The organism is Mycobacteriales bacterium, from assembly GCA_030697205.1.
In the GTDB taxonomy this organism is placed as follows: domain Bacteria; phylum Actinomycetota; class Actinomycetes; order Mycobacteriales; family SCTD01; genus JAUYQP01.
In genome coordinates, this window is the sequence record JAUYQP010000039.1 from 1 (window position 1) to 21,843 (window position 21,843).

Consider the following 21,843-nt stretch of genomic DNA (forward strand, 5'->3'; position numbering starts at 1 on the left):
GGTGGCCCGCCGCTACCTCGACGACGTCGTCGCCGCGTGGCAGGCGGAGCGGGTGCTGGGGGAGGCCACGGCGTACTCCTGTGCTGTGGCTCGTGGGCTCGCGCACGTCATGGCCTACAAGGACGAGTACGAGGTGGCGCGGCTGCTGTCGCGTCCCGAGCTCCTCGCCGACGTTCAGCGGCAGGTGCCGGGGGCCACGAAGGTGCGCTACCGGCTGCACCCGCCGGCGCTGCGCTCGCTCGGGATGGACCGCAAGCTCGCCCTGCCGGCGCGCGTGCGTCCCGGGCTGGCGCTGCTGGCCCGTGGTCGCGTCCTGCGCGGCACACCGCTCGACCCCTTCGGCCGCGCGTCGGTCCGTCGGGTCGAGCGCGAGCTGGTCGAGGAGCACACTGCCCTCGTGGCTGGGCTCACGTCGTCGCTGACCCTCGAGTCGTACGACGACGCGGTCACGCTGGCGGCGTCGGTCGAGCAGGTGCGCGGCTACGAGGGCGTCAAGCTCGCGGCCGTCGAGCGCTACCGGGCGGCTGTGGCTGACCTGCGCGGGTGAGCCGGTGAGGCTCGCGCGGCGGGCGGACGGCTAGCACCGGGACAGCAGCAGGGGCACACCGTCGCCGTGCAGCTGCGCCCTGGCCGCGGGTCGGCCGAGGGCGGCCATCACCACGGCAAGGGCCGGGCCGCGCACGGGGGCGCCCGTGCCGTGGGTCCAGCCGAGGTCGGTGGCCTCGAGCCGCAGGCCGGTGAGCCTCCCGCGAGGGACGAACGCGACCGCCGCCAGCGGGCTGGTGAGGAAGCGCAGGACGGGACGCAGTCGTTGCGGGTCAGCGGTGTCCGCGCGGTCCGGTGAGAGCACCCAGCGCATATCAGTGCCGTGGGCGACGGCATCGGTGAGGGGAGCGGCGAGGGGCAGCCCGGGCGGGCGCCGGGTGCTGGTCGCCCGGGCCTCGAGGAGGTCGAGGAGGTCCTGCGGGTCACGGCGGGCGACGTCGCGGGCGAGGGCGTCCATGGCCGCCGGCACGCTGCGGCTGCGGAGGACCTGTGCGGCGATCCGCGCCGGGCTCAGGGCGAACGCGGTCGTCAGGTGGGCCAGGACATGGTGCACGGTCCAGCCCGCGCACAGGCTGGGGGTCTGCCACTGCTCGTCGGTGAGGTCGCGCAGGTCGGCGACGAGGCGGCGGCGTTCGTCGGCGAGGGTCGCGAGCACGGGCGCAGCCTACGACTCGTCCACAAGGCGGTCGGCTGTCCACACCTTCGCGGTCTTCGTCCCTGCCAGGGCCTGTGGCGGGTGACGATGACGGCTGCCCGCTGACCTCGCTCTGGGATGGTTCGTCGGGTCCATCGCCAGCTCCGCGGGAGCCACTCTGCACCGGGTTTTGCCACGTCAGGTTGTCTATGCTTTACTGACGTCAGACGGGAAAGGGAATCCATGCCAGCCACCGGAGCGACCACCCCGGTGGCTCCCGGCTGCCCCGAATCCGACATGGACAGCGCCGCCCTGATCGAGGCCGAGCTCGAAGCGTGGGCCCAGACCAACGCCGCCGAGCACGCCCGGCTCCTCCAGCTCACCCTTGCGCTGCAGGCCGCGTCCGGGCCCGCGGGGGCGTTCACCGACATCACCCTCGCGTTCTGCCTGCGCATCAGCGAACGCCGCGCCGAACGCCTCCTGCGCGAAGCGACCCGCGTCGCGGCCCTCGCCGCGTCGTTCGCGATCTACGACACCCTCACCCCCGAGCAGGTCGACGCGCTGCTGAAGGAGACCGACGGGCTGAGCCCCGCCCACGCCGACGCGGTCGTCGACGCCGTCCTCGCCGCCGGCCCGCAGGTCGGACCCCGACCCGTCACCCTCACCGCCCGCCAGACCCGCGCCGCCCTGGACCTCACCGCCGAGACCAAGCGCCGCGAGACCGCCGCGAAGAACCGCGGGATCAGCCACATCCCGCTGTCCGACGGCCAAGCCGGACTGTGGATCCACGGACCCGCCCACGACATCACCCGCCTCATGGCCGCCATCGCCCAACGCGCAGGCGACGACCGGTTCCGCGACCCCGACATCAGCCACGACGCCCACCGCTTCGACACCCTGCTCGACCTCGTCCTCGACCGCGCCACCCCCTGCCCCACCCACAACCCCGGCCCGGGTGACGTGCGCGAAGCCAGCTCGGGTGGCACGGACGGCTCCGGCGCGACGACCGACCCGGCGCTGCCACTCACCCCGGCGTGCCAACCCGGCAAGGTCTCGATCATCGTCCTCGCACCCCTGGCCAGCCTGCTCGACCACGCCGACACCCCCGGCTACCTACTCGGCCACGGACCCGGCACCAGCAACCTCACCGGCCCCGCCGACGCAGCCTGGATCCGCGAACAGCTCCACCAGGCACCCCTGGTCAGCAGACAAGGCGTCCACCCCGTCACCGGAACACCCGTCGGCGAACCCGACCCGCCGATCCCGCTCAGCCGCGACCCCCAAGACATCCGCGACACCCTGCTCGCGATGACCGACCCACCCCCACCCCAGCTGCAGCACCGACAAGACCAGCCGGACCCGACCGGCGCACCACCCACACCACACGGCACCAGCCGCCCCGCACCGACCTCAGCCCCGACAGCTGCCGCAGCAGCAGAGCCGGCGGCAGCCTGCCCACACACCGGCCCCGACATCGCAGCGAACGCGAGCCGCAACTACGACCCCGGGCCCTACCGGCCACCCGCAGCCCTACGCCGCTACGTGCAGCGGCGCAGCATCACCTGCGAGTTCCCCGGCTGCACCGTGCCCGCGACCCGCTGCGACCTCGACCACGACCTCGCCTGGCCGCAAGGCCCCACCTGCCAATGCAACCTCGGCCCCTTATGCCGCCACCACCACCGCCTCAAGCAAACCGGCTGGACCAAGACCCGCACCGAGATCAACGGCCTGCCCGTCGTGACCTGGACCAGCCCGACCGGCCGGCAGATCACCCGCCACAGCACCTACCCCGCCGTCCCCACCGCCACCGACCTACGCCCCCTGACGGCCGTCACCGACGGCTGGGACGACCAGCTCGACGACCCCCAACCCTGGGACCCCGACCCCGACGACCACGACGCCTACCTCGAACGCCAGCTCCACCTCATCGACCCCTGGACCCTCCCCGACCCGGAAGACCCCGACCCCGACCACCGCCAACACCTGCTCGACGACCCCTGGCGCGACCACACCTGGGAACACCTCGACGACCCCCACCTCGACCTCCCACCGATCACCCTCGGCGATGGCGAGGGCGATGGCGATGGCGAGGCACCCGAGCACCACGAGGACGAGACAGCGGCCTAACAGGCGTGCAGCGAGACAGGACAGCGGCAAGGACTGTCGTGGCGGCGGACGAGACGCGCAGGGCGATGCCGACGAAGGTCAGGAGCAGGTCGACACCGCGTGGCCCTAGCGAGCCAGGACGAGCTGCACTCCGTTGCTGTTGCCGAAAGCGTCGAGGGCGTCTCCCGAGCGCACGAGCGCAGACGAACCGGCGGCCAGCGGCACCGACCAGCGGCCGGCCGACGGGGTCGCAGGCACCCGGGTCACCGAGCCGTCGGCAGCCGTCACGGTGACGGTCACCGAGAGGACCGGGGCGCTCGTGGCCCACGGCCGGAACGAGCAGGTCCGGCAGAAGCGGGTCCCCCCGTCGTCGGCGATGGTCCGGAAGCTTGAGGCGTAGCTGCGCGGGTAGGTCGCGGACGCCGTGAAGGACGCGACCCCGTCCGCCACCACGACCGAGCCCAGGGCGAGGCCGCTCCAGGGCGACACGGTGAACGGCGTCGACGTGAGCGAGTAGGCGCGCTCTGCGCCACCGACGCGGGAGGCCCCGTCGACGACGAAGCGGTAGCGACCAGCGGGGGTCGACCCGATCCGCGCCGGGAAGGCGTCGAAGGCCTCGAACGACGCCGTCCACCGCCACTCCTGCGCGCCCGTGTAGGAGTCGGCGACGCCCTGCACGCCCTGCGGGAAGTCGACGCGGGTCTGGACCTCGCCGGTCATGTCGGCGAACGGCTCCCAGCCGTCTCCTACCTGCCGCTCGACGCGGACCACCGGGTTGTCGACCGCGTTGGAGCCGCCGCGCCAGGTGAAGGTCGCGGCGGCGAAGCGCTCGACGTCGGAAGGGCCGACCAGCGAGGCGACCGCCCCGACGTCGTCGGGCAGCCCGGCGACCCAGGCGTCGTAGGCGGCGGCCGACGCACGGCCGACCGACTCGGCCACGGCGACCTGTCGTGCCTCGTCGGCCTCGGCGCGCACCACGTCGTACGGTTCGAGGGTGAAGGCCGGTCCGCCCTTGAGCTCGCCGGCCATCCGGACGAGGCGGGTCACCATGTAGTCGGCGGTGTGCGGGCCGTAGGTGGTGAGCGCCTTGCGGTAGGAGTCGCGGCTCGTGTACTCCCGGTAGGAGACGGTGCAGCCGTTGTAGTCACCGGCATGCCCGATCCCCACGGGCAGCGCGTAGCCGAGGGCGGCCGGCAGCTCCTCGTGGGTGAATTTGCCCTTGATGTCGGCCGGGTCGGCCGGCTCCGCCTCGGCCTCGGCGACGTTGGCCGGGTCGTCCCAGCCACGGGCGTCGTTGAGGACCTGGGCGCGCAGCCGCTGGTACGCCGCATCCGTCACCGTCAGGACCCGACCCGTCTGCGGGCAGCGCCACGCGTCGCCGGCGCGGGTGCAGTCTCACAGGTAGCCCAGGTGCATGTCGCCGTGGGTCGCGTTGGCGCGGGTCTCGAGGTTGAGGATCAGGTCGACCTGCGGCTCGCAGGCGCAGGACGCGAGCAGCACCTCACCGAGGCGCACCACCTGCAGCTTGAGCCGGGCGTTCTCCTCGACGGCGGGGTAGCCGGGCGCGGCGCAGTGGGCCGGGACGGGGAGGCCGTGGATCGACAGCGCGGACGCGACCGGCGGCGAGCCGGCACGCTCGCAGTCGGGAGCGACCCCGACGCCCGGGTTGCCCTGGACGGTCGGCTCCGACCGGCAGTTGCCGACCGACGGGTAGGGGTGAGACAGCGGTCCGGGGACCCAAGCGGTCGACAGCGCGACCGGGAAGGCAGACGACCACGGGACCTGCGCCGCGTCGGTCGCGGCCTGCTCCCAGCCCTCGACGACGGAGTCCGCGAGCAGCCGCGCGCCCCGCTCCATCTGCGCGTAGCCGGCGTGGGCGTAGGCCCGCACCGTCCCGTCGGGAGTCGGCGTCGTGTTGGTGTCGGCCCGGTCGTAGGGGCCCTCGGCCGACCCGACGTCGCCCTGGCTGAAGACCAGTGGGGCACCGGTGTCGCGCTCGACGAAGCGCTCCAGCGGACCGAGGTAGTAGGCGGTCGTGAGGCCGTAGCCGTCGAGGCTCTCCGGGTGCTGCCCGAAGTTCACCCAGGTCGCGATCGGCTCGCCGCCGCGCGGCTTCGCGCGCCCCTTGCCGGGATTCTTCGGCTCGAGCGCGTCGAAGCGCATCACCACGACCCCGGTGTCGCCGAACTCGCGCGGGTAGCCCGCGGGCGAGCCGTCGTCGGCCACGGCCTCCCCGACGACGTTGGCCTTGAACAGCGTGTGGCGGACCGTGGTCGCAGCCATCCGCGCCGGCCGCAGGTCGGCCGCGGCCGCCTCGATCGCGTCGCGCACCGCGCGCGCCTGGTACTCGAGCATCCGGTGGTCGACGACGTCCTGGAAGACGAAGACCCCGGGGGACGTGGTCGTGTAGTACGGCGAGGAGTGGTTGTGGGTCGCGCCGTGCAGGATGTCGGCGTAGGACACTCCGCTGTCGCCCCCGTCGAGCAGCTGCCCGACCCGGCGCAGCAGCAGGTCCTGCGCGAGGTAGTTGTCGGTCTTGAGCAGCGCGACCCGTCGGCCGTCGAGGCCCTCGACGACGAGCGCCCGCACGGTCAGCCGTGAGTGCGTGCCGTAGCCCGCCTCCTTGATGCGCGAGTGCACCTGCGGGTCGACGTCCCCACCGGAGGCGAGGTTCTCGGCCAGGCCGGTGTTCTCCGGGGCATACTGCCCGGCGGCCGCCCCGACGTGCCAGGTCGCGTCGGCCTGGCCGTAGCCGGCCTTGATCGTGGCGACCGGCGCCGCGACCGGGGGCTTCGCGATCGCGACGGCCGAGCCGCCCACCAGCGACGCGACGGCGAGCAGCAGGCCGAGCCGCCGCGTCAGCGCACGCCGAGCAGCTCGAGCGTGGTTTCCAGGGCCTTGTCGCCGACGCAGCGGTCGACGGCGTAGGAGTCCTCGTAGTTGACGAACAGCGCGCCACCCGCAACGAAGCCCAGGCCCTGCTGACCGACCGGGTTGAGCTCGAAGCTCTGCGGCATGTAGCCCAGCGCGTCGTTGGCCTGCGCGATCGGCATCGTGAGCCGGGCCGGGCTGCGCTCCTTGATGGTGTTGGTGACGTTGGCGAACAGCTCACCGGGACCGGTCGTCAGGGCCAGGCCGTCACCGATCCGGATCGCGGTCACCGGCAGCTCGACCGACATCGCGGAGGCGGAGATGCACGGTGCGGTCTCGTCGCCGCCGGTACCCTTGCCGACGCGCAGCTGCGCCGGCATCGGGTCGAACTTCCGGTCGAACAGGCCGGGTACGCCGAGGGCCGTCAGCGGGACGTTGGTGAGCGGCTGGCGCCACGTCGCTCGGGCCACCGACATCGTGGTGCTCTCGAGAGCGCGCCCGCCACCGACCGGCGGCAGCAGGTCGGCGAGCAGCGGACCGATGGACAGGCCACCGCGGGTGGACATGTTGCCCAGCCCGCTCATGACGTGCAGCCCGATGCCGCCGAAGCGCGTCTCGAGCCGCTTGCTGAAGGTGCCGACCCAGTCCGGGTGCGCGACACCGTCGTTGGTGCCGACCGACGTCGGATGGGCGGCGTAGTTGCCGAGCGTCGCGATGACCCGCGGGGGCGCGGGCGGCGGCGTGGCCGTCACCGTCGGCTCCGGCGTCGGGTCCTTCTTCTTCGTCCGGGTCGGCGACGGCTGGGACGCAACGGGCGCCGCCGGCTCCTCCGACGACACCGCGACGGCCCGCAGCCACGACAGCTGCTGCTCCTCGGCGGAGCGGTAGGTGTCACGCCGCTCGCCGTTCTGGCTGCGCGCCTGCACCTCACCCACCTCGATCACCGCGGGCTCCATGGCGAGAACGGCCTGCTTGGCGGTCGCGAGAATCCGCTCGCTGACCTGCGTCATGTACCAGTCGGGCACGAAGCCCCAGCCGCCGATGAAGTCCATCGAGGAGTGGGCGTGGGTCGCGTGCAGGACGAACGACTCGGGCGTGACGCCGGTGCCGGCGAGCTCCAGGTCGGCCGCGAGCCGCTCGGAGAGCTGTTTGGCCCCGCAGTCCGTGCACTTGTTGCCGTAGTCCCAGAGCCAGCCCTCGCCGTCGATGACGGTGACGACCGCTGTCTTCGCCCCGTCGCTGAACGCGATGCTGCGGACCCAGAGGCCTAGCGTCTCGTCGAAGGACGAGATCGGGTTCATCGGGCCGAGGCCGAAGCCGCCCATGTAGAGGCAGCTCGGGTTCTCCGGCCAGGCGGAGCCGGCCGCAGCCAGGTGGTCTACCTCGTTCTGCGTGTCCGACAGCAGCCGCTGGATGTACTCCGGTGCCAGCGGGGTGCACTTCTCGGCGTCGCGCTCCCACCGCGCGTCGGGGAAGCCCTTGGCCTTCATGGCCTCCGGGTCGGGGAGCAGGGTGGTCTTCGCGGCCCCCACGAGCAGCTGGCCGGGGGCGAGCACTGCGGCCGCCGACCGGGTCCGCAGCGCGTCGAGGGTGGCGACGCCGGGCGGCGCCGGAGCCGTCACGGGCGCCGGGGCTCCCGGCAGCGGCGGCGTGGGGACGGGCGCGAGGACGACCCCCGCCCAAGCGGCGGAGAGGGCGACCGCGCCGGTGGTGCCGGCGACGAGGGCAGTGCGGACAAGACGGCGCATGGGGGGGTGCTCCGGTGCGTTGCAGGGGCGGTACCCGTGTGATTCGGCGTCGTGTCGGATTCCCCTGCTCGGCCCAGTCGCGTTCACCCGTCGGGAGCAGTACGCCGCTGCGCGGTGTTGGGTGGTGGCGTGTCCCTCGAGCTGCTGATTCTGCTGCTGGCGGCCGTCGCGGCGGTCTCCGGCGTGGCCCGCCGCCTCGGCGTGCCGGCGCCCTTCGCCCTGGTGCTCGCCGGCCTGGCCGCGAGCGCGGTGCCGGGCGTCCCCCGCATCGAGCTCGACCCCGACACCGTCCTGGTGCTGGTCCTGCCGCCGCTGCTCTACTCCGCCGCGCTGTCGACCGCCTACGCCGACTTCCGTGCCAACCTGCGCCCCATCGGCCTGCTGTCCGTGGGGCTGGTGCTCTTCACCGCCGGCTGCGTCGGCCTGGTCGCGCACCTCGTCGCACCCGACCTGCCGTTGGCCGCCGCCCTCGCCCTCGGCGCGATCGTCGCCCCGCCCGACGCGGTCGCCGCGACGGCAGTCGCCCGCCGGATGGCCCTGCCCCGCAGGGTCCTCACCATCCTCGAGGGCGAGAGCCTGCTCAACGACGCGACGGCGCTCGTCGTCTACCGGATCGCCGTCGCGGCGGCCCTCGCAGGCACGACGACCTGGTCGGGTGTCGCGAGCGACTTCCTCGTCGCCGCCGTCGGGGGTGCGGCCATCGGCTACGCCCTCGCCGTCGCGATCGCCTGGGTGCGCCGCCGCCTCGACGACCCGCTGCTCGAGAACGCGATGTCGCTGCTCACCCCCTTCGCGGCGTTCCTGCCCGCCGAGCACGTCCACGCCTCGGGTGTCCTGGCTGTCGTCGTCGCCGGCCTCTACCTCGGCCGCCGCGCCCCCGTGCTGCTGTCGTCGAGCACCCGCCTGCAGGGCCAGGCCCTGTGGGCGATGGTGACGTTCCTGCTCGAGGGCTTCGTCTTCGCCCTCATCGGACTGCAGCTGCCCGCGGTGCTCGAGGGCCTCGCCGACCGGCCGCTGACCGAGACCCTGCTGACCGCCGGCGCGGTCACGGCGACCGTGGTCGTGGCGCGCTTCGCCTGGGTCTTCCCTGCGACGTACCTCCCCCGTCGGCTCTCCCGCCGCATCCGCGAGAGCGACCCCTCACCGCCCTGGCGCTACCCCGCCCTCATCGGCTGGGCCGGCATGAGAGGCGTCGTCTCGCTGGCCGCTGCCTTCGCACTGCCGGCCGACATGCCCGGCCGCGACCTCATCCTCTTCACGACCTTCGTCGTCATCCTCACGACCCTCGTCGTGCAGGGCACCACGCTGCCCTGGCTGGTCCGCCGGCTCGACCTCGACGACGACGGCAGCGCCGAACGCACCGACCGCGAGGTCGCGGTGGCCGACCACCACATCGCCCGCAGCGCACTCGCCGAGCTCGAGCGGGTCGTCGCCGAGGAGCGCCTCCCGGTCACCGTCGTCGACGAGCTGCGCAGCCATCTCGAGGACCGGGTGCGCCACGCCCACGCGGTGCTCGGCGGCTGTCCGGGTGAGGACGAGTACGACGACGGCGCCCGCCCGTCGGACGCCCGCGCGATCGAGGAGCGCGTCACCACGGCCGAGCTGCGGCAGCGCCTCGTCGCCGTCGAGCGCGCCGAGCTGCTGCGGCTGTACGACGAGCGCGACATCGACGACGAGGTCCTGCGCCGGGTGCAGGCGCAGCTCGACGTCGAGGAGGTCGGCCTGCAGGCCTGACGGTCCGCGGATCAGGACGGGCGGGCGAACATCCCGTCGAGCGCCAGCGCCAGCGCCTTGTTGCCCCTGAGGCCGAGCTTGCGCCGCAGCAGCATCAGGGGAGCGCTGGCCGAGCCCTCGAGCAGACGGACGAAGCCCACCAGCTCGGCGGTCAGCCGCACGTCGGCATCGGCGTGCTCGCCCTCCTCCACCACGCACCGGCCGCCGTCGACGACGAGCGCGCGCAGGTGGGCACGGCCCTCGTCACGGACCTCCCACTGCACGACGGTCCGCCGCGCGGGGGCCCGGGACGCGACCAGCTGCTCGGCGAAGCCCGCGAAGACCCGGTCCAGGACGGCCTCGGTGCCGAGCCGGCGGATCACCCGCTCGACGTCGCGGTCCCGGGCCCGCCGGGTCATCGCGAGGAACTCGGCGGGCAGGACCGCCCCGATGTCCGTCACGTCGTCTGCCTCCACGAGGCACCAGGCTAGCCACTCCGGACCACGCCATCTGGTCACGAGGGGTGGTGCAGCGCGCTGCGTCACGGGACGAGGACTGCTCTGTGGAGGCTGCGAGCTGGCCGCGCTGCCGTGCGGCGACGAGCGTCGCTGCCGCCTGCCACGGCCTGGCCGACGACCTGCTCGAGCAGGGCTTCGAACTGCCCAGCGTCTACCTGCTCGCGGGTCAGCGGCTGCGCTGCCAGGCAGCCCGGGGCTACTTCCAGGTCATCGACGGCTTCCCCGCGGGCACGGGGGTCATCGGCCGGGTGGTCGACACCGGAGAGCCGGTCTTCCTGCCCGACGTCACCACGGACCCCTCGTTCATCGCCGCGATCCCGGGGTTGCGCTCGGAGATCGCGGTCCCGGTCGTGTTCGGTGACCGACGAATGGGAGCCGTCAACGTCGAGTCGCGCACCGCCCTCGGCCCGCAGCACCTCGCCGTCGTGGTGGAAGCCGCCGCCGCGCTGAACGAGCGGATCGCCGTGCTCGGCGGCCTGCCACGCGCCTCCATCGCCCAGCGGCTCGCCCAGACCAGCCTCTCGATGACCCAGGCCCTCACGCCCACGCAGATCACCGACCTCGCCCTCACGACGGCCGCCGAGATCTCGGGGATGCCGGCAGCTGGGATCGCCTACCTCGACGGTCGTGACGACCCCATCGTCGCCCACGGCCCGCTGCGCGACAGCATCCTCACCTGGGGCGCAGCGGAGCTCGAGGTGATCCGCTGGTCGGTGAGCAGCGGGTTGTCGTCGTACTTCCCGGGAGGGGAGGAGGTCCCCGCGACCTACGCCTTCCTGCGGGCCACGGGAGTGCGTGCCATCTCCGCCCACCCCATGGTGCGCGTCGGCGAGCTCGTCGGGGTGCTGGTCCTGGTGAGCGACGAGGCGGTGCCGCACACCCCGTTCGTGGTGGAGGCTCTGGAGATGCTCGCGACCCAGACCGCCGCGTCGCTGGGTGTGGCCGAGCTGGTGGCCGAGCTGTCGCACCGCGCCGAGGTCGACGACCTGACAGGCCTCGGCAACAGCGCGGTGTTCTCCTCCGACCTCCGCGCCCGAGCGACCGGCGGCGGCCGCCACGACACGCTGGTCTTCATCGACGTCGACGAGTTCAAGGTCGTCAACGACAGCTACGGCCACCTCGCCGGGGACCGGCTGTTGCAGGCGCTCGCGAGCGAGATGCAGGACGTGCTGCGGGGCACCGACCGGCTCTACCGCGTGGGGGGCGACGAGTTCGCCGCGCTGGTCACCAGCGGCAGCCGCGCCGAGACCGACCACGTCGTGGCGCGGCTGCTCGAGGCGGCCCGACGGGTCCGCACGACCGTGTCGATCGGCACGGCACCGGTGGCCGGCCGGCAGCCCGAGCAGGTGCGCCGGCTTGCCGACGAGAAGCTCTACCTCGCCAAGAGCCGCGGCCGCGACCGTGCCGAGGTCAGCTGACCCCCGCTGCTCAGCGTCCCTGGAAGTCGCCCGGCCGCTTCTCGGCGAAGGCGGCTTGTGCCTCGCGGTAGTCGTCCGTGGACTGCACGACCGCCATGTGGCTGCTGATGAGGTCGAGCGAGGTGCGCAGGTCGATCGACGCCGACTGCTGAACCGTGCGCTTGATGAACGACACCGCGATCGGCGACATGCCCGCGAGCTGCAGCGCGAACTCTCGGGTCCGCTCGGCGAGCTCCGCGTCGTCGTAGACCCGGTTGACCATGCCGATTCGCAGCGCCTCCTCGGCCCCGACCATGTCGCCGGTGAGCAGCAGCTCCAGGGCCTTCGACGGGCCCACCAGCCGGGGCAGCAGCCAGGCTCCGCCGTCTCCCGGGACGAGCCCGACCTTGATGTAGCCCTCCGAGACCTTCGCGGAGCGGGCCATGAAGCGCAGGTCGCACATCAGCGCCATGTCCAGGCCGGCACCGACCGCGACGCCGTTGAGTGAGCAGACCAGCGGCTTGTCGAGGTCGAGCACCGCGCGGGCGACCTTGTGCACGCCGTGCGTGAGCATCCGCTTGCGGGCAAGCGGTGTGTCCTCGATGCCCTGCAGCACCGACAGGTCGATGCCCGAGCAGAAGGCGTCGTCCTCGCCGGTCACCACCACGACCCGCACCTCGGGGTCCGCGGCGGCGGCGACGAGGTGGTCCGCCCACTGGTCGATCATCTCGAGGGTGAAGGCCCCCTTGCGGCCAGGGTGCGACAGGGTCAAGGTCGCGATGCGGTCGGCGGTGTCGTAGCGCACGACGGCGTTGCTCACGGTGGCTCCTCGGTCAGGCGGGCGGGTCCTGGTGCACGCTCTCACCCGCGCGGGGCCACACCATGAGGGTGGTCCCGGAATAGCCCGTTGTGGTCTGGCGGAGCAGGGCGAGCCGACCTAGGCTCCAACTCGTGCGCGGCCTCGGCGACTGGTCCTCCGACGCTCTGGCCCGGCTGCGCCGCCGGACCGCCCGTCCCCTCGTGGTGAGCCCTCCCCAGCACGTGCTGCACCTCTACTCCGACGACGAGGAGCTGCTCGACCGCCTCGAGCAGTGGGTCCTCACCGGACGCGAGCGCGGCCAACGGACCGTGGTCTTCGCGACGCCGGCGAGACGCCAGGCGCTACGGAGCCGGCTCCAGCTGTGGTCGCTCGAGGACGCTGCTGAGCTGTTCGACGCCCAGACCGCCCTCGACCGCTTCGTCGTCGACGGCGTCCCCGACCCGGTGCTCTTCGAGTCGGTCGTGGGCGCTGCCGTCCGCGCGTTCCCGCACGGACAGGTCAGGGCCTACGGCGAGATGGTCGCCGTGCTGTGGCGCGAGGGCAACGTGCAGGGAGCCCTGGAGCTCGAGGAGCTGTGGAACGCGCTGCAGCGCACCGTGGACTGCCCGCTGCTGTGCGCCTACCCCGACGCCGATCTGCGCACCGCCGAGGGGGACCACCCCCAGCGCACGCCGGTCTGCGAGGCGCACGACCACCTCTTGCGCTGACGCAGGCAGGCCCGGGGGCTTGCCAAGCCGTGGGAGACTGACCGACAAGGGCTCGACCCCGTCGCGACCTCCGGCCGCAGGCAACGGACCTGGAACGCGACGCACCAGGAGCCCGTGTGCCCTCCCACGTCCGCACCGTCCAGCTCGGCACGTACCCGCCGACGCAGTGCGGCATCGCCACCTTCACCGCCGCCCTGCACGGCGCCCTCGCCGAGCAGGCGATCAGCACCGTGGTCAGGGTCGTCGACGCACCGACGACGAGCCCGCAGCCCGAGGTCGTCGGCCACCTGGTGCGCGGCTCCGTCACGAGCGCACGGCGGGTGCGCGAGCTCCTCGACGCCCACGACGTCGTCGTGGTCCAGCACGAGTACGGCATTTTCGGCGGGCCGGACGGCAGCGACGTCGTGCCACTGATCGAGGCACTGCGGGTGCCGGTGGTGGTCGTCTTCCACACCGTGCTGGAGGAGCCGACCGCTCGACAGCGCGGCATCCTGCTGCGGCTGCTCGAGGCCTCCCAGGTCGCCGTGACGATGACGCAGACCGCACGCGAGCGGCTCGTGCGGTGCTACGGCGCGGACCCGACCCGGGTCGTCGTCGTCCCGCACGGCGCCGTGGACCACCGCGGGGTGAGGGCCGTCGCCCGCCGTGACGACCGACCGCTGCTGCTCACGTGGGGGTTGCTCGGCCCCGGCAAGGGGATCGAGCACGCCATCGAAGCGGTCGCCGGCCTGCGCGACCTCTCTCCCCGCTACCTCGTCCTCGGCAGGACCCACCCCAAGGTCGCGGAGCACGACGGGGAGGACTACCGCAACAGCCTGCGCAGACGGATCGACGAGCTCGGGGTGGGCGACCTCGTCGAGCTCGACGACAGCTACCTCGGCGTGCAGGAGCTGGCCGCGGTCGTCGCGTCCTCCGACGTGGTCCTGCTTCCCTACGACTCGCGTGACCAGGTCACCTCCGGCGTCCTCACCGAGGCGGTGGCCGCCGGTCGACCTGTCGTGTCGACCGCCTTCCCGCACGCTGTGGAGCTGCTCACCGGCGGGCCGGGACTGGTCGTGCCGCAGGGCGACGCGACCGTCCTCCGGACCGCTCTGCGGCGGGTCCTCACCGAGCCCGGTCTGGCCGACGAGCTCGGGCGGCGCGCCCGCGAGCGGGCCCCCGACCTGATGTGGCGCTCGGTCGCCAGCCGCTACCTCGCGGTGGCCGACCGGCTCCTCGAGGCCCACGCACTGGCCGGTACCGGATGACCGCCACGCGCGCGGTCGCGTCGTACCCGGCTCCGTCCTTCACCCACCTGCGACGACTCACCGACGCCGGCGGCATCTACGAGCACGCCCTCGGGACGGTCCCCCGGCGTGAGCACGGCTACTGCGTCGACGACGTCGCGCGCGGGTTGGTCGTCCTGGCCCGTGAGGACGCCCCCGACCTCGCCGTGCTCCGCGGCGAGCTGCTCGCCTTCGTCCTCGCCGCACAGGCCGAGGACGGGCGCTTCCGCAACCGTCGTGATGCCGAGCTGCGGTGGACCGACGCGCCGAGCGTGGAGGACTGCTGGGGCCGCGCGCTGTGGGGTCTCGGTGCGGTCTGCGCCGACCAGGGCGCGCTCGCGGCCTTCACCCGAGGTGCGGCCTGGCGCTCGCCGTGGTCACGCGCCACCGCCTTCGCCGGGCTCGGGGCCGCTGCCGTGCTCGCGCTGCACCCCGACCACGAGCCTGCCCGCGACCTGCTCGCCGACGCGGCCCGCACCGTCCGCGACACCGGCGTCGACACCGGCTGGCCCTGGCCCGAGCCGCGGCTGACCTACGCCAACGCCGCGGTCCCCGAGGTGCTCATCGCCGCCGGCGTCGCGCTCGACGAGCCGGCCCTGCTCACCGAGGGCCTTGCCCTGCTGGGATGGCTGCTCGACGTGCAGCTGCGCGACGGCGTCCTGTCGGTGGTGCCGGTCGGCGGCCGCGGACCGCAGGACGCAGACGTGGCGGCCTTCGACCAGCAGCCGATCGAGGTGGCCGCGCTCGCCGATGCCTGCGCCCGCGCCTACGACCTCACCGGCACGCAGCGGTGGGCCCAGGGCATCGCCGTCTGCGCCGGGTGGTTCCTCGGCGACAACGACGCCCGGACCCCGCTCCTGGACCCGGTCAGCGGCGGCGGCTGCGACGGGCTCGAGCGGCACGGCCGCAACGACAACCAGGGCGCCGAGTCGACCCTCGCCGCGGTGTCGACCCTGCAGCAGGCCCGCGCGCTGCTGCCATGACGCCGTTCATCACGCGCACAGACACCGTGCTGCTGCCCGACCCCAGTCGGGTCGTCGCCCGGCTGTTCGTCCCGGGGCTCGAGCACGTCGAGCAGGGCGAGTCGCGCGCGACGGCGGTGATCCGCCGCACCCTCGCGCTGTCCGAGGACGCCATCGAGGCCACCCTGCAGCGGATCCGCGACCGGTCGGCCCACCGCCACCGCGACCTGCCCGCCGTGCTGCGCAGGCACTACGCCGCGGTAGCCCACCGCGTCCCGGACGAGCCCTCGCTGACCGACGCCCGACGCACCATGCTCGGCGCGGTCTTCACGGCCGAGGCCTCCCTCTCCGGGGCCGCGCTGCTCAACCCCTCCACCGTGGCGCACCCCGATCAGTCGGGGCTGCCCGACGGCGCCCTGCGGCTGCTGCTGACCCTCCGGGCCGTCGGCGAGGGGCACCTGTCGTGCGTCGAGCTGCGCACCGGCGTCGTCGGGCCGGGCCGTGCACTGGTCATCGACGACCCCGGTCGGCTCGCCGAGACCGGCACCGCCGGTCCGACGACCCACCACCTCAGCGTCCTCACCGCAGAGCTCGAGCGGGCAGGTGCCGACGACGAGAGCACCCGCTTCCTGCTGGACCTGCTCGACGAGCAGTTCGACGAGCCCGAGCTCTTCGCGGCGCTGGACTCCCTCCACGGCCAGCGCGTGACCCGACGGGGCGCTGTCCACACCGCCGAGATCGCCCGCACCAGCGCCAGCGCCAGCTACGAGGTGCGCTTCGACCCCGACTGCCCGCTGACCAGCCGGGTCCTCTGGCCGCACACCCCGGCCGAGCGATCGGGCATCGAGGACGTGCGGATGGTCCGCTTCACCGACGCCGACGGGGTTGTCGACTACCGAGGGACCTGCACGGCGTACGACGGGGTCCGCATCGCGCCGCAGCTGCTCGAGACGACGGACTTCCTCACCTTCCGGATGTCACCGCTCGCCGGGCCGTCCGCCACGGACAAGGGGGTCGCGCTCTTCCCCCGGCTGGTCGGTGGGCGTCACCTCGCGCTGACCCGCAGCGACCGCGAGAGCATCTGCCTGGCAAGCTCTGCCGACGGACGGGTCTGGGACGCGCCCGAGGTCCTGCACGGACCGAGTGGGGTCTGGGAGCTGGTCCAGACCGGCAACTGCGGGTCGCCGATCGAGACGTCCGCCGGCTGGCTGGTCCTCACCCACGGGGTGGGTCCCATGCGGGAGTACACCCTCGGCGCGCTGCTGCTCGACCTCGACGACCCGAGCCGCGTCGTCGGGATCCTGCCCGAGCCGCTGCTGCTGCCCGACGAGGAGGAACGCGAGGGCTACGTCCCGAACGTCGTCTACACCTGCGGCGCCATCGTGCACGGCGACGACCTGCTGCTTCCCTACGGCGCCTCCGACGCCTCGGTCCGCTTCGCCTTCGTCGACCTGCCTGCCCTGCTCGAGCGGCTCACGACGTCGGTGAGCAGCGCGGAGTAGTCCGCGACCATCCGGTCCGCGGAGAAGCGCGTCTCGGCCTCCTCCCGGCAGGCCCGTCGCGAGAGGGCCCCGACCCGACCGACCGCGTCGACGGCAGCGTCCACGTCGTCGACGAGGAAGCCGGTCACCCCGTCACGAAGGAGCTCCGGCATCGAGCCGAGCGGGAAGGCGATGACGGGGGTGCCGGTGGCGAGCGACTCGACGACCGACAGCCCGAAGGGCTCGGCGAAGCTGATGAGGTGCAGCAGGGCGAGCGCCCCACCGAGCAGCCGGTCGCGCTCGTCCGGACCCACCGGTCCGACGTAGACGGCGTCGTCGCCGAGCAGCGGCTCGACCACGTCGCGGAAGTAGACCTCGTCCTGCACGATCCCGGCCAGCACCAGCGGGACCCCCGCCCGCCGCGCCACCTCGATCGCGAGGTGCGGACCCTTGTGCGGGTGGATGCGGCCGAGGAAGAGCAGGTGCTCACCCGGCCCGGTCACGGGCGTGAACCGGTCGAGCTCGATGCCGTGGTGGATCGTGGCGGCGTAGGTCAGCGACGGGTGGCGGTCGGAGTCGCTGATGGAGACGTAGTGCGCGATGTCGTTGTAGGCCTGGTAGACGGGCACGATCCGCTCGGACGAGAACCCGTGCACGGTCGTCACGACCGGGAGGTCGACGAGCCGACTGAAGGTGAGCGGCAGGAAGTCGAACTGGTTGGACAGGACGTCGAGCTCGCCGGCCCGCTCGAAGGCCGCCGCGATGTGCAGGCCCTCGTGGACCTTGGCGTCGACAAACGGGTCCTCCTCGTAGCCGCGCGGGGCGACCGAGATCAGCCGCGCCGACGTCACCGAGTCGGCGGTGGCGAACAGCGTCACGTCGTGCCCGAGCGCGACCAGCCCCTCGGCGAGGGTGGAGGCGACCTGCTCCCACGGGCCGTAGCCGCGCGGGGGCGTGCTGTGGGCGATCGAGGACAGGACCCCGATCCGCAGCGTCACGCGCCCGGCTGGAGGCCCAGGTCGACCAGTGCCGCGCGGTAGCGCTCGACCCCGGCCAGCTTGACGTCCTCGTAGCCGCGCACGAGCTCCGACGCCCCGGCCGCCGCGACGGCGGTCGCGTAGGACTCGGAGCTCAGGTCGCGGGTGAGCCGCTCCACGAGCTCGGTGTGCGACGCAAGCAGCTCGCGCTCGACCTTGCGGACGTGGGCGCGACCGAAGGGGTCGAACGGGGTGCCACGCAGGACCTTGGCCTTGGCCGTGAGTCGCAGCGCCGGTCGGGACCACGCGCCGAGCTTGAGCTTGCGGTCCATGCCCATCGAGCGCAGCGCCGGCGGGTGCAGGTTGTAGGTCACCTTGGTCGCCCCGGGCACCTGCACCTGGACCTGCTCCAGCAGCTCCGGGCGGGTCAGCAGCCGGGCCACCTCGTACTCGTCCTTGTAGGCCGCGAGGTGCGCGACGCCACGAGCCACGGCCTGGGAGTACGACGAGTCGGTGGTGACCTGCCGCTCGGCCGCGAAGGCCCGCTCGACGACCGCGACGTAGTCGCGGGCCGCGGCCTTGCCGGAGTGCTCGAGCAGCAGCTGCGCGCGGACCTCGACCAGGCGGCGGGTCTCGCCCTCGAGCGGCGAGGAGCCCAGGTCGAAGGTCCGGGGGGCGCGGGCGGCACCGGCCGGCCGGGTCGCGTCGGCGAAGGCGGGACCGTCGGCGACGGCGACCCGACCCCAGCGGAAGGCCGCGACGTTGGCGGCGACCGCGACGCCGTTGAGCTCGATGGCCTCCTCGATCGCGGCCGCGCTGAAGGGCAGGACGCCGAGCTGGAAGGCCGCGCCGACGAGCAGCAGGTTGGCCGGGGCGGTCGAGCCGAAGAGGACCTCCGACGCGCCGAGGGCGTCGATCTCGACGACCTTCACGACGGCCTCGCGGATGCGCCGGACCTGACCGGGGACGTCGGTCTTGGGTGCCTGCGCGTCCGCGACCTGGGTGCCGGTCGGGGTCTCGGAGGTGGAGACGACCGCGATGGTGAACTCCGGCGAGCAGACCGCGAGGTTCTTCGGGTCGGCCATGACGAGGGCGTCGAAGGCCAGCACCACGTCGGCGGTGGCGTGCCCGACCCGGTTGGCCGGGCCGCGGTCGCCGACCCGCAGGTGCGACGTCACCGGGCCGGCCTTCTGCGACAGGCCGACCTGGTCGAGGCCCGACAGGCCTGTGGTGTCGAGGTCGCTGCGCAGGCCGGCGGTCGCGAGCAGCTGGTTGACCGTGACGATGCCGGTGCCGCCGATGCCGGCGAGGAAGACGTCGGCCGAGGTGGCGAGGACCGGGTCGACGACAGCGGGCGCCTCGGGCGCGACGCGCTTGGCCTTCTTGGCTCCCGGCTTCGGGGGCGCGGCCTGCACGGTGAGGAAGGACGGGCAGTCGCCGAGCAGGCAGGAGTAGTCGGTGTTGCAGGTGGTCTGGTCGATGCGGGTCTTACGACCGAGCTCGGTGTCGACCGGCTGCACCGACAGGCAGTTGCTCTTCTGGCCGCAGTCGCCGCAGCCCTCGCAGACCGCCTCGTCGATGACGACGCGGGTCGTGCGGATCTCCTGCTTGCCGCGCTTGCGCAGCCGGCGGGCCTCGTTGGCGCACTGCTGGTCGTAGATGAGGACGGTCACGCCCTTCACCTCGCGCAGCTCCTTCTGCACCTCGTCCATGTCGTCGCGGTGGCGCACCGTGACGCCGGGCGCGAGCCGCGAGCGCTTGTGCTTCTTGGGCTCGTCGCTCACGACCACGATCTGCGCGACGCCCTCGGCCATGAGCTTCTCGGTGAGCTTCGGGACGGTCAGGCCGCCCTCGGCGTTCTGCGCACCGGTCATCGCGACGACGGCGTTGTAGAGCAGCTTGTAGGTGATGTTGACGCCCGCGGCGACGCAGAACTGCACCGACAGCTGGGCGCTGTGGGCGAAGGTGCCGTCCCCGACGTTCTGGAAGACGTGGTCGACGTCGGTGAAGGGCGACTGCCCGATCCACTGCGCGCCCTCACCGCCCATCTGGGTCAGGCCGAGGACCGACTGGTCGGGGCGCTCGGTCAGCGTCACCATCGTGTGGCAGCCGATGCCACCGCCGGCCAGCGAGCCCTCGGGCACCGGGGTGGAGCGGTTGTGCGGGCAGCCGGAGCAGAAGTAGGGGGTGCGCTTCACCGGCGACAGCGACAGCTGGGTGCGGGGACCGGACCGGCGGGGGGCGAGCTGCACGCGGTCACCGAGCAGCGAGCGCAGCGGGCCGTCGAGACGGTCGGCCGAGACCTGGCCGTCGGCGGGCACGAGCAGTCGGCCGTCGGGGCCGCGCTTGCCGTGGATCGCCGGCGCACCGGTCACGCCGTACAGCACGTCCTTGAGCTGGGACTCGAGGAACGACGTCTTCTCCTCCACCACGAGCAGCGTCTCGAGGCCGGTCGCGAAGCGACGGACGAGGGCCGCGCCGAGCGGGTAGGGCATGCCGACGCGCAGCACCCGGATGCCGACCGCGGCCGGGTCGGTGATGCCGAGGTCCTGCAGCGCCTGCATCGTCGCGTCGTAGGCGGTGCCGGTCGAGGCGATACCGAGCCACGCGCCCGGGGTGTCGTGGGTGATCTCGTCGAGGGCGTTGGCGGCACCGAAGGCCTCGACCGCCGCCCAGCGCGGGCCGACCAGCGCGGCCTCGGCGACGACGGAGTCGCGCGGGTCCTTCATGAGCAGCTGGCTGTAGGTCCAGGGCCGGCCGTTCCACTCGACCTCGGGCACGGTGATGTCGACGGCCTGGAAGTCGCGGTCGACGGTCCACAGGCCGTCGGCCACGTCGGCGAGCACCTTCACGCCGACCCAGCAGCCGGACAGCCGGCTGAGGGCGACGCCGTGCAGGCCGAAGGTGATGAGCTCCTCGCCGTTGCGGGGGGTCAACACCGGCATGCCGAACGACGCGAGGGTCCGCTCGCTGGTGCACGGCACGGTGCTCGACTTCGCGCCGGGGTCGTCGCCGGCCATGACGAGCACGCCGCCGGTGGGGTTGGCGCCGTAGGTGTTGCCGTGGCGGAAGGCGTCGCCGGAGCGGTCGACACCCGGGCCCTTGCCGTACCAGACCCCGACGACCCCGTCGACGCTCTGCGTGCCCGGGACCTGCTGGCTGCCCCACACCGCGGTCGCGCCGAGCTCCTCGTTGAGGCCCGGCACGAGGTGCACGCCGTGGTCGCGCTTGAGCTCGGGAAGCGAGTGCAGCAGCTTGTCGAGGCCACCGAGCGGGGATCCGGGGTAGCCCGAGACCAGGGACGCCGTACGCCGACCCGCGCGGGTGTCGCGGACGTGCTGCTCGACGAGCAGGCGCGCGATCGACTGCACACCGGTGAGCAGCACGGGGCGGGCGCCGGGGACGTAGCGGTCGGCGGGGGTGTAGCGGTGGCGGGCGGTGCCGTCGCCGGTGGGGCGGTCGTCGAGGGCCGTCACGGTGTCGCTCCTGGATCGCAGGTGGAGCGGCCAGGGTGCGGGTGAGTGCCCGTTGTGGTCAAACGCGACGGCGCCATTTGAGCATTCTGCTCATGACGTGACCGGCGTCACGCTCAGACGTTGGGCTGCTTGCTCACCGGGTGACCCTCCGCCAGCAACGGCGCCACGCGGTAGGGGATGCGGGTCTTCAGCACGACCTGGGTCGTCGTGGACACCACGCCCGGGCTCGACAGGATCTGGTGGACGACCTGCTGAAGGTCGTCGGTGGAGCGGGCCGCGACCCGGACCAGCAGGTCCCCGGTCGAGCCGGCGACCTCTTCGACGAGCAGCACCGCCGGGATCTCGGCGAGCGCCGCGCAGGCCTGCTCCATCTCGGCGTGGCGCAGCGAGATCGCGACGATCGCGGCGACCGACCAGCCGAGCTCGCGCAGGTCCACCCCGCGGTCGTTGCCGCCGAGGACGCCCTCGCGGTGCAGCCGCTCGAGCCGCGACTGCGCGGTGTTGCGCACGACGCCCGCCCGCTCGGCCAGCTCGCTCACCGTCAGCCGCGGGTCGGCGACGAGCGCCTGCAGGATCGCCGCGTCGACCGCGTCGGGGGTGAACACGCCTCGAAGAGTAGGAG

17 protein-coding genes are annotated in these 21,843 nt (G+C 73.3%); 8 read left to right on the top strand and 9 right to left on the bottom strand.

Going from position 1 to position 21,843, the window contains the following annotated elements; genetic code table 11:
* Window positions 1–547: indolepyruvate ferredoxin oxidoreductase (locus tag Q8R60_12035; protein MDP3713197.1), on the top strand; the 547-nt coding region annotated here is incomplete at its 5' end.
* 30 nt (window positions 548–577) lie between these two features.
* Here the strand turns inward: Q8R60_12035 and Q8R60_12040 are convergent.
* A complete protein-coding gene (locus tag Q8R60_12040; GenBank protein MDP3713198.1) occupies window positions 578–1,201 on the bottom strand; it encodes a maleylpyruvate isomerase family mycothiol-dependent enzyme in 624 nt (207 codons plus the stop codon).
* Window positions 1,202–1,423: 222 nt separating this feature from the next.
* Here Q8R60_12040 and Q8R60_12045 point away from each other — a divergent pair, with 222 nt between their 5' ends.
* Window positions 1,424–3,307, top strand: coding sequence for a hypothetical protein (locus tag Q8R60_12045; protein MDP3713199.1), 1,884 nt, complete (start codon window positions 1,424–1,426; stop codon window positions 3,305–3,307).
* 105 nt (window positions 3,308–3,412) lie between these two features.
* On the opposite strand, the gene Q8R60_12050 is transcribed toward Q8R60_12045, so the two are convergent.
* Genes Q8R60_12050 through Q8R60_12060 form a run of 3 tightly spaced genes read right to left on the bottom strand, consistent with a single transcriptional unit; the run spans window position 3,413 to window position 7,905 of the window.
* Window positions 3,413–4,624: a hypothetical protein gene (locus Q8R60_12050; protein MDP3713200.1), complete on the bottom strand. Its 1,212-nt coding sequence runs from the start codon at window positions 4,622–4,624 to the stop codon at window positions 3,413–3,415.
* A 57-nt stretch (window positions 4,625–4,681) separates the two neighbouring features.
* Window positions 4,682–6,106 (bottom strand): hypothetical protein, encoded by a 1,425-nt coding sequence (locus Q8R60_12055; GenBank protein MDP3713201.1) that lies wholly within the window; start codon window positions 6,104–6,106, stop codon window positions 4,682–4,684.
* A 38-nt stretch (window positions 6,107–6,144) separates the two neighbouring features.
* Window positions 6,145–7,905, bottom strand: a complete 1,761-nt coding sequence (locus Q8R60_12060; GenBank protein MDP3713202.1) for a hypothetical protein — start codon at window positions 7,903–7,905, stop codon at window positions 6,145–6,147.
* A gap of 129 nt (window positions 7,906–8,034) precedes the next feature.
* Between Q8R60_12060 and Q8R60_12065 the strand changes: the two genes are divergently transcribed.
* Window positions 8,035–9,639, top strand: coding sequence for a Na+/H+ antiporter (locus Q8R60_12065; GenBank protein MDP3713203.1), 1,605 nt, complete (start codon window positions 8,035–8,037; stop codon window positions 9,637–9,639).
* Window positions 9,640–9,650: 11 nt separating this feature from the next.
* Here the strand turns inward: Q8R60_12065 and Q8R60_12070 are convergent, their stop codons facing one another.
* Window positions 9,651–10,094 (bottom strand): SCP2 sterol-binding domain-containing protein, encoded by a 444-nt coding sequence (locus Q8R60_12070; protein MDP3713204.1) that lies wholly within the window; start codon window positions 10,092–10,094, stop codon window positions 9,651–9,653.
* A gap of 86 nt (window positions 10,095–10,180) precedes the next feature.
* Here Q8R60_12070 and Q8R60_12075 point away from each other — a divergent pair, with 86 nt between their 5' ends.
* Entirely contained in the window at window positions 10,181–11,554 is a 1,374-nt protein-coding gene (locus Q8R60_12075) for a diguanylate cyclase (protein ID MDP3713205.1), read from the top strand.
* A 10-nt stretch (window positions 11,555–11,564) separates the two neighbouring features.
* Here Q8R60_12075 and Q8R60_12080 read toward each other — a convergent pair whose 3' ends face one another.
* A complete protein-coding gene (locus Q8R60_12080; GenBank protein MDP3713206.1) occupies window positions 11,565–12,353 on the bottom strand; it encodes an enoyl-CoA hydratase-related protein in 789 nt (262 codons plus the stop codon).
* 131 nt (window positions 12,354–12,484) lie between these two features.
* On the opposite strand from Q8R60_12080, the gene Q8R60_12085 reads away from it, so the two are divergent.
* The 4 genes from Q8R60_12085 (at window position 12,485) to Q8R60_12100 (ending at window position 16,789) form a co-directional block, all read left to right on the top strand.
* A complete protein-coding gene (locus Q8R60_12085; GenBank protein ID MDP3713207.1) occupies window positions 12,485–13,060 on the top strand; it encodes an MEDS domain-containing protein in 576 nt (191 codons plus the stop codon).
* 116 nt (window positions 13,061–13,176) lie between these two features.
* On the top strand, window positions 13,177–14,307 hold the full coding sequence (locus tag Q8R60_12090) for a glycosyltransferase (protein MDP3713208.1): 1,131 nt from the start codon (window positions 13,177–13,179) through the stop codon (window positions 14,305–14,307).
* Window positions 14,304–15,308 (top strand): glycosyltransferase, encoded by a 1,005-nt coding sequence (locus Q8R60_12095; GenBank protein MDP3713209.1) that lies wholly within the window; start codon window positions 14,304–14,306, stop codon window positions 15,306–15,308. The genes Q8R60_12090 and Q8R60_12095 overlap by 4 nt, the downstream gene beginning before the upstream one ends.
* Window positions 15,305–16,789, top strand: coding sequence for a glycosidase-like protein (locus Q8R60_12100; protein MDP3713210.1), 1,485 nt, complete (start codon window positions 15,305–15,307; stop codon window positions 16,787–16,789). Before Q8R60_12095 ends, Q8R60_12100 begins: the two co-directional genes overlap by 4 nt.
* On the opposite strand, the gene Q8R60_12105 is transcribed toward Q8R60_12100, so the two are convergent.
* From Q8R60_12105 to Q8R60_12115, 3 genes are all read right to left on the bottom strand, one after another.
* Complete coding sequence (locus tag Q8R60_12105) at window positions 16,696–17,766, bottom strand: glycosyltransferase family 4 protein (protein MDP3713211.1); 1,071 nt, start codon at window positions 17,764–17,766, stop codon at window positions 16,696–16,698. The two genes, Q8R60_12100 and Q8R60_12105, sit on opposite strands and share 94 nt — an antisense overlap.
* Window positions 17,763–21,221, bottom strand: a complete 3,459-nt coding sequence (locus Q8R60_12110) for an indolepyruvate ferredoxin oxidoreductase family protein (GenBank protein MDP3713212.1) — start codon at window positions 21,219–21,221, stop codon at window positions 17,763–17,765. Before Q8R60_12110 ends, Q8R60_12105 begins: the two co-directional genes overlap by 4 nt.
* Window positions 21,222–21,334: 113 nt before the next feature.
* Window positions 21,335–21,826, bottom strand: coding sequence for an Lrp/AsnC family transcriptional regulator (locus tag Q8R60_12115; GenBank protein MDP3713213.1), 492 nt, complete (start codon window positions 21,824–21,826; stop codon window positions 21,335–21,337).
* Window positions 21,827–21,843 lie beyond the last annotated feature (17 nt).

Coding starts and splice junctions, on each gene's coding strand:
- Q8R60_12045 (MDP3713199.1), top strand. CDS start 1,424: ATGCCAGCCACCGGAGCGACCACCCCGGTGGCTCCCGGCTGCCCCGAA.
- Q8R60_12060 (MDP3713202.1), bottom strand. CDS start 7,905: ATGCGCCGTCTTGTCCGCACTGCCCTCGTCGCCGGCACCACCGGCGCG.
- Q8R60_12095 (MDP3713209.1), top strand. CDS start 14,304: ATGACCGCCACGCGCGCGGTCGCGTCGTACCCGGCTCCGTCCTTCACC.
- Q8R60_12100 (MDP3713210.1), top strand. CDS start 15,305: ATGACGCCGTTCATCACGCGCACAGACACCGTGCTGCTGCCCGACCCC.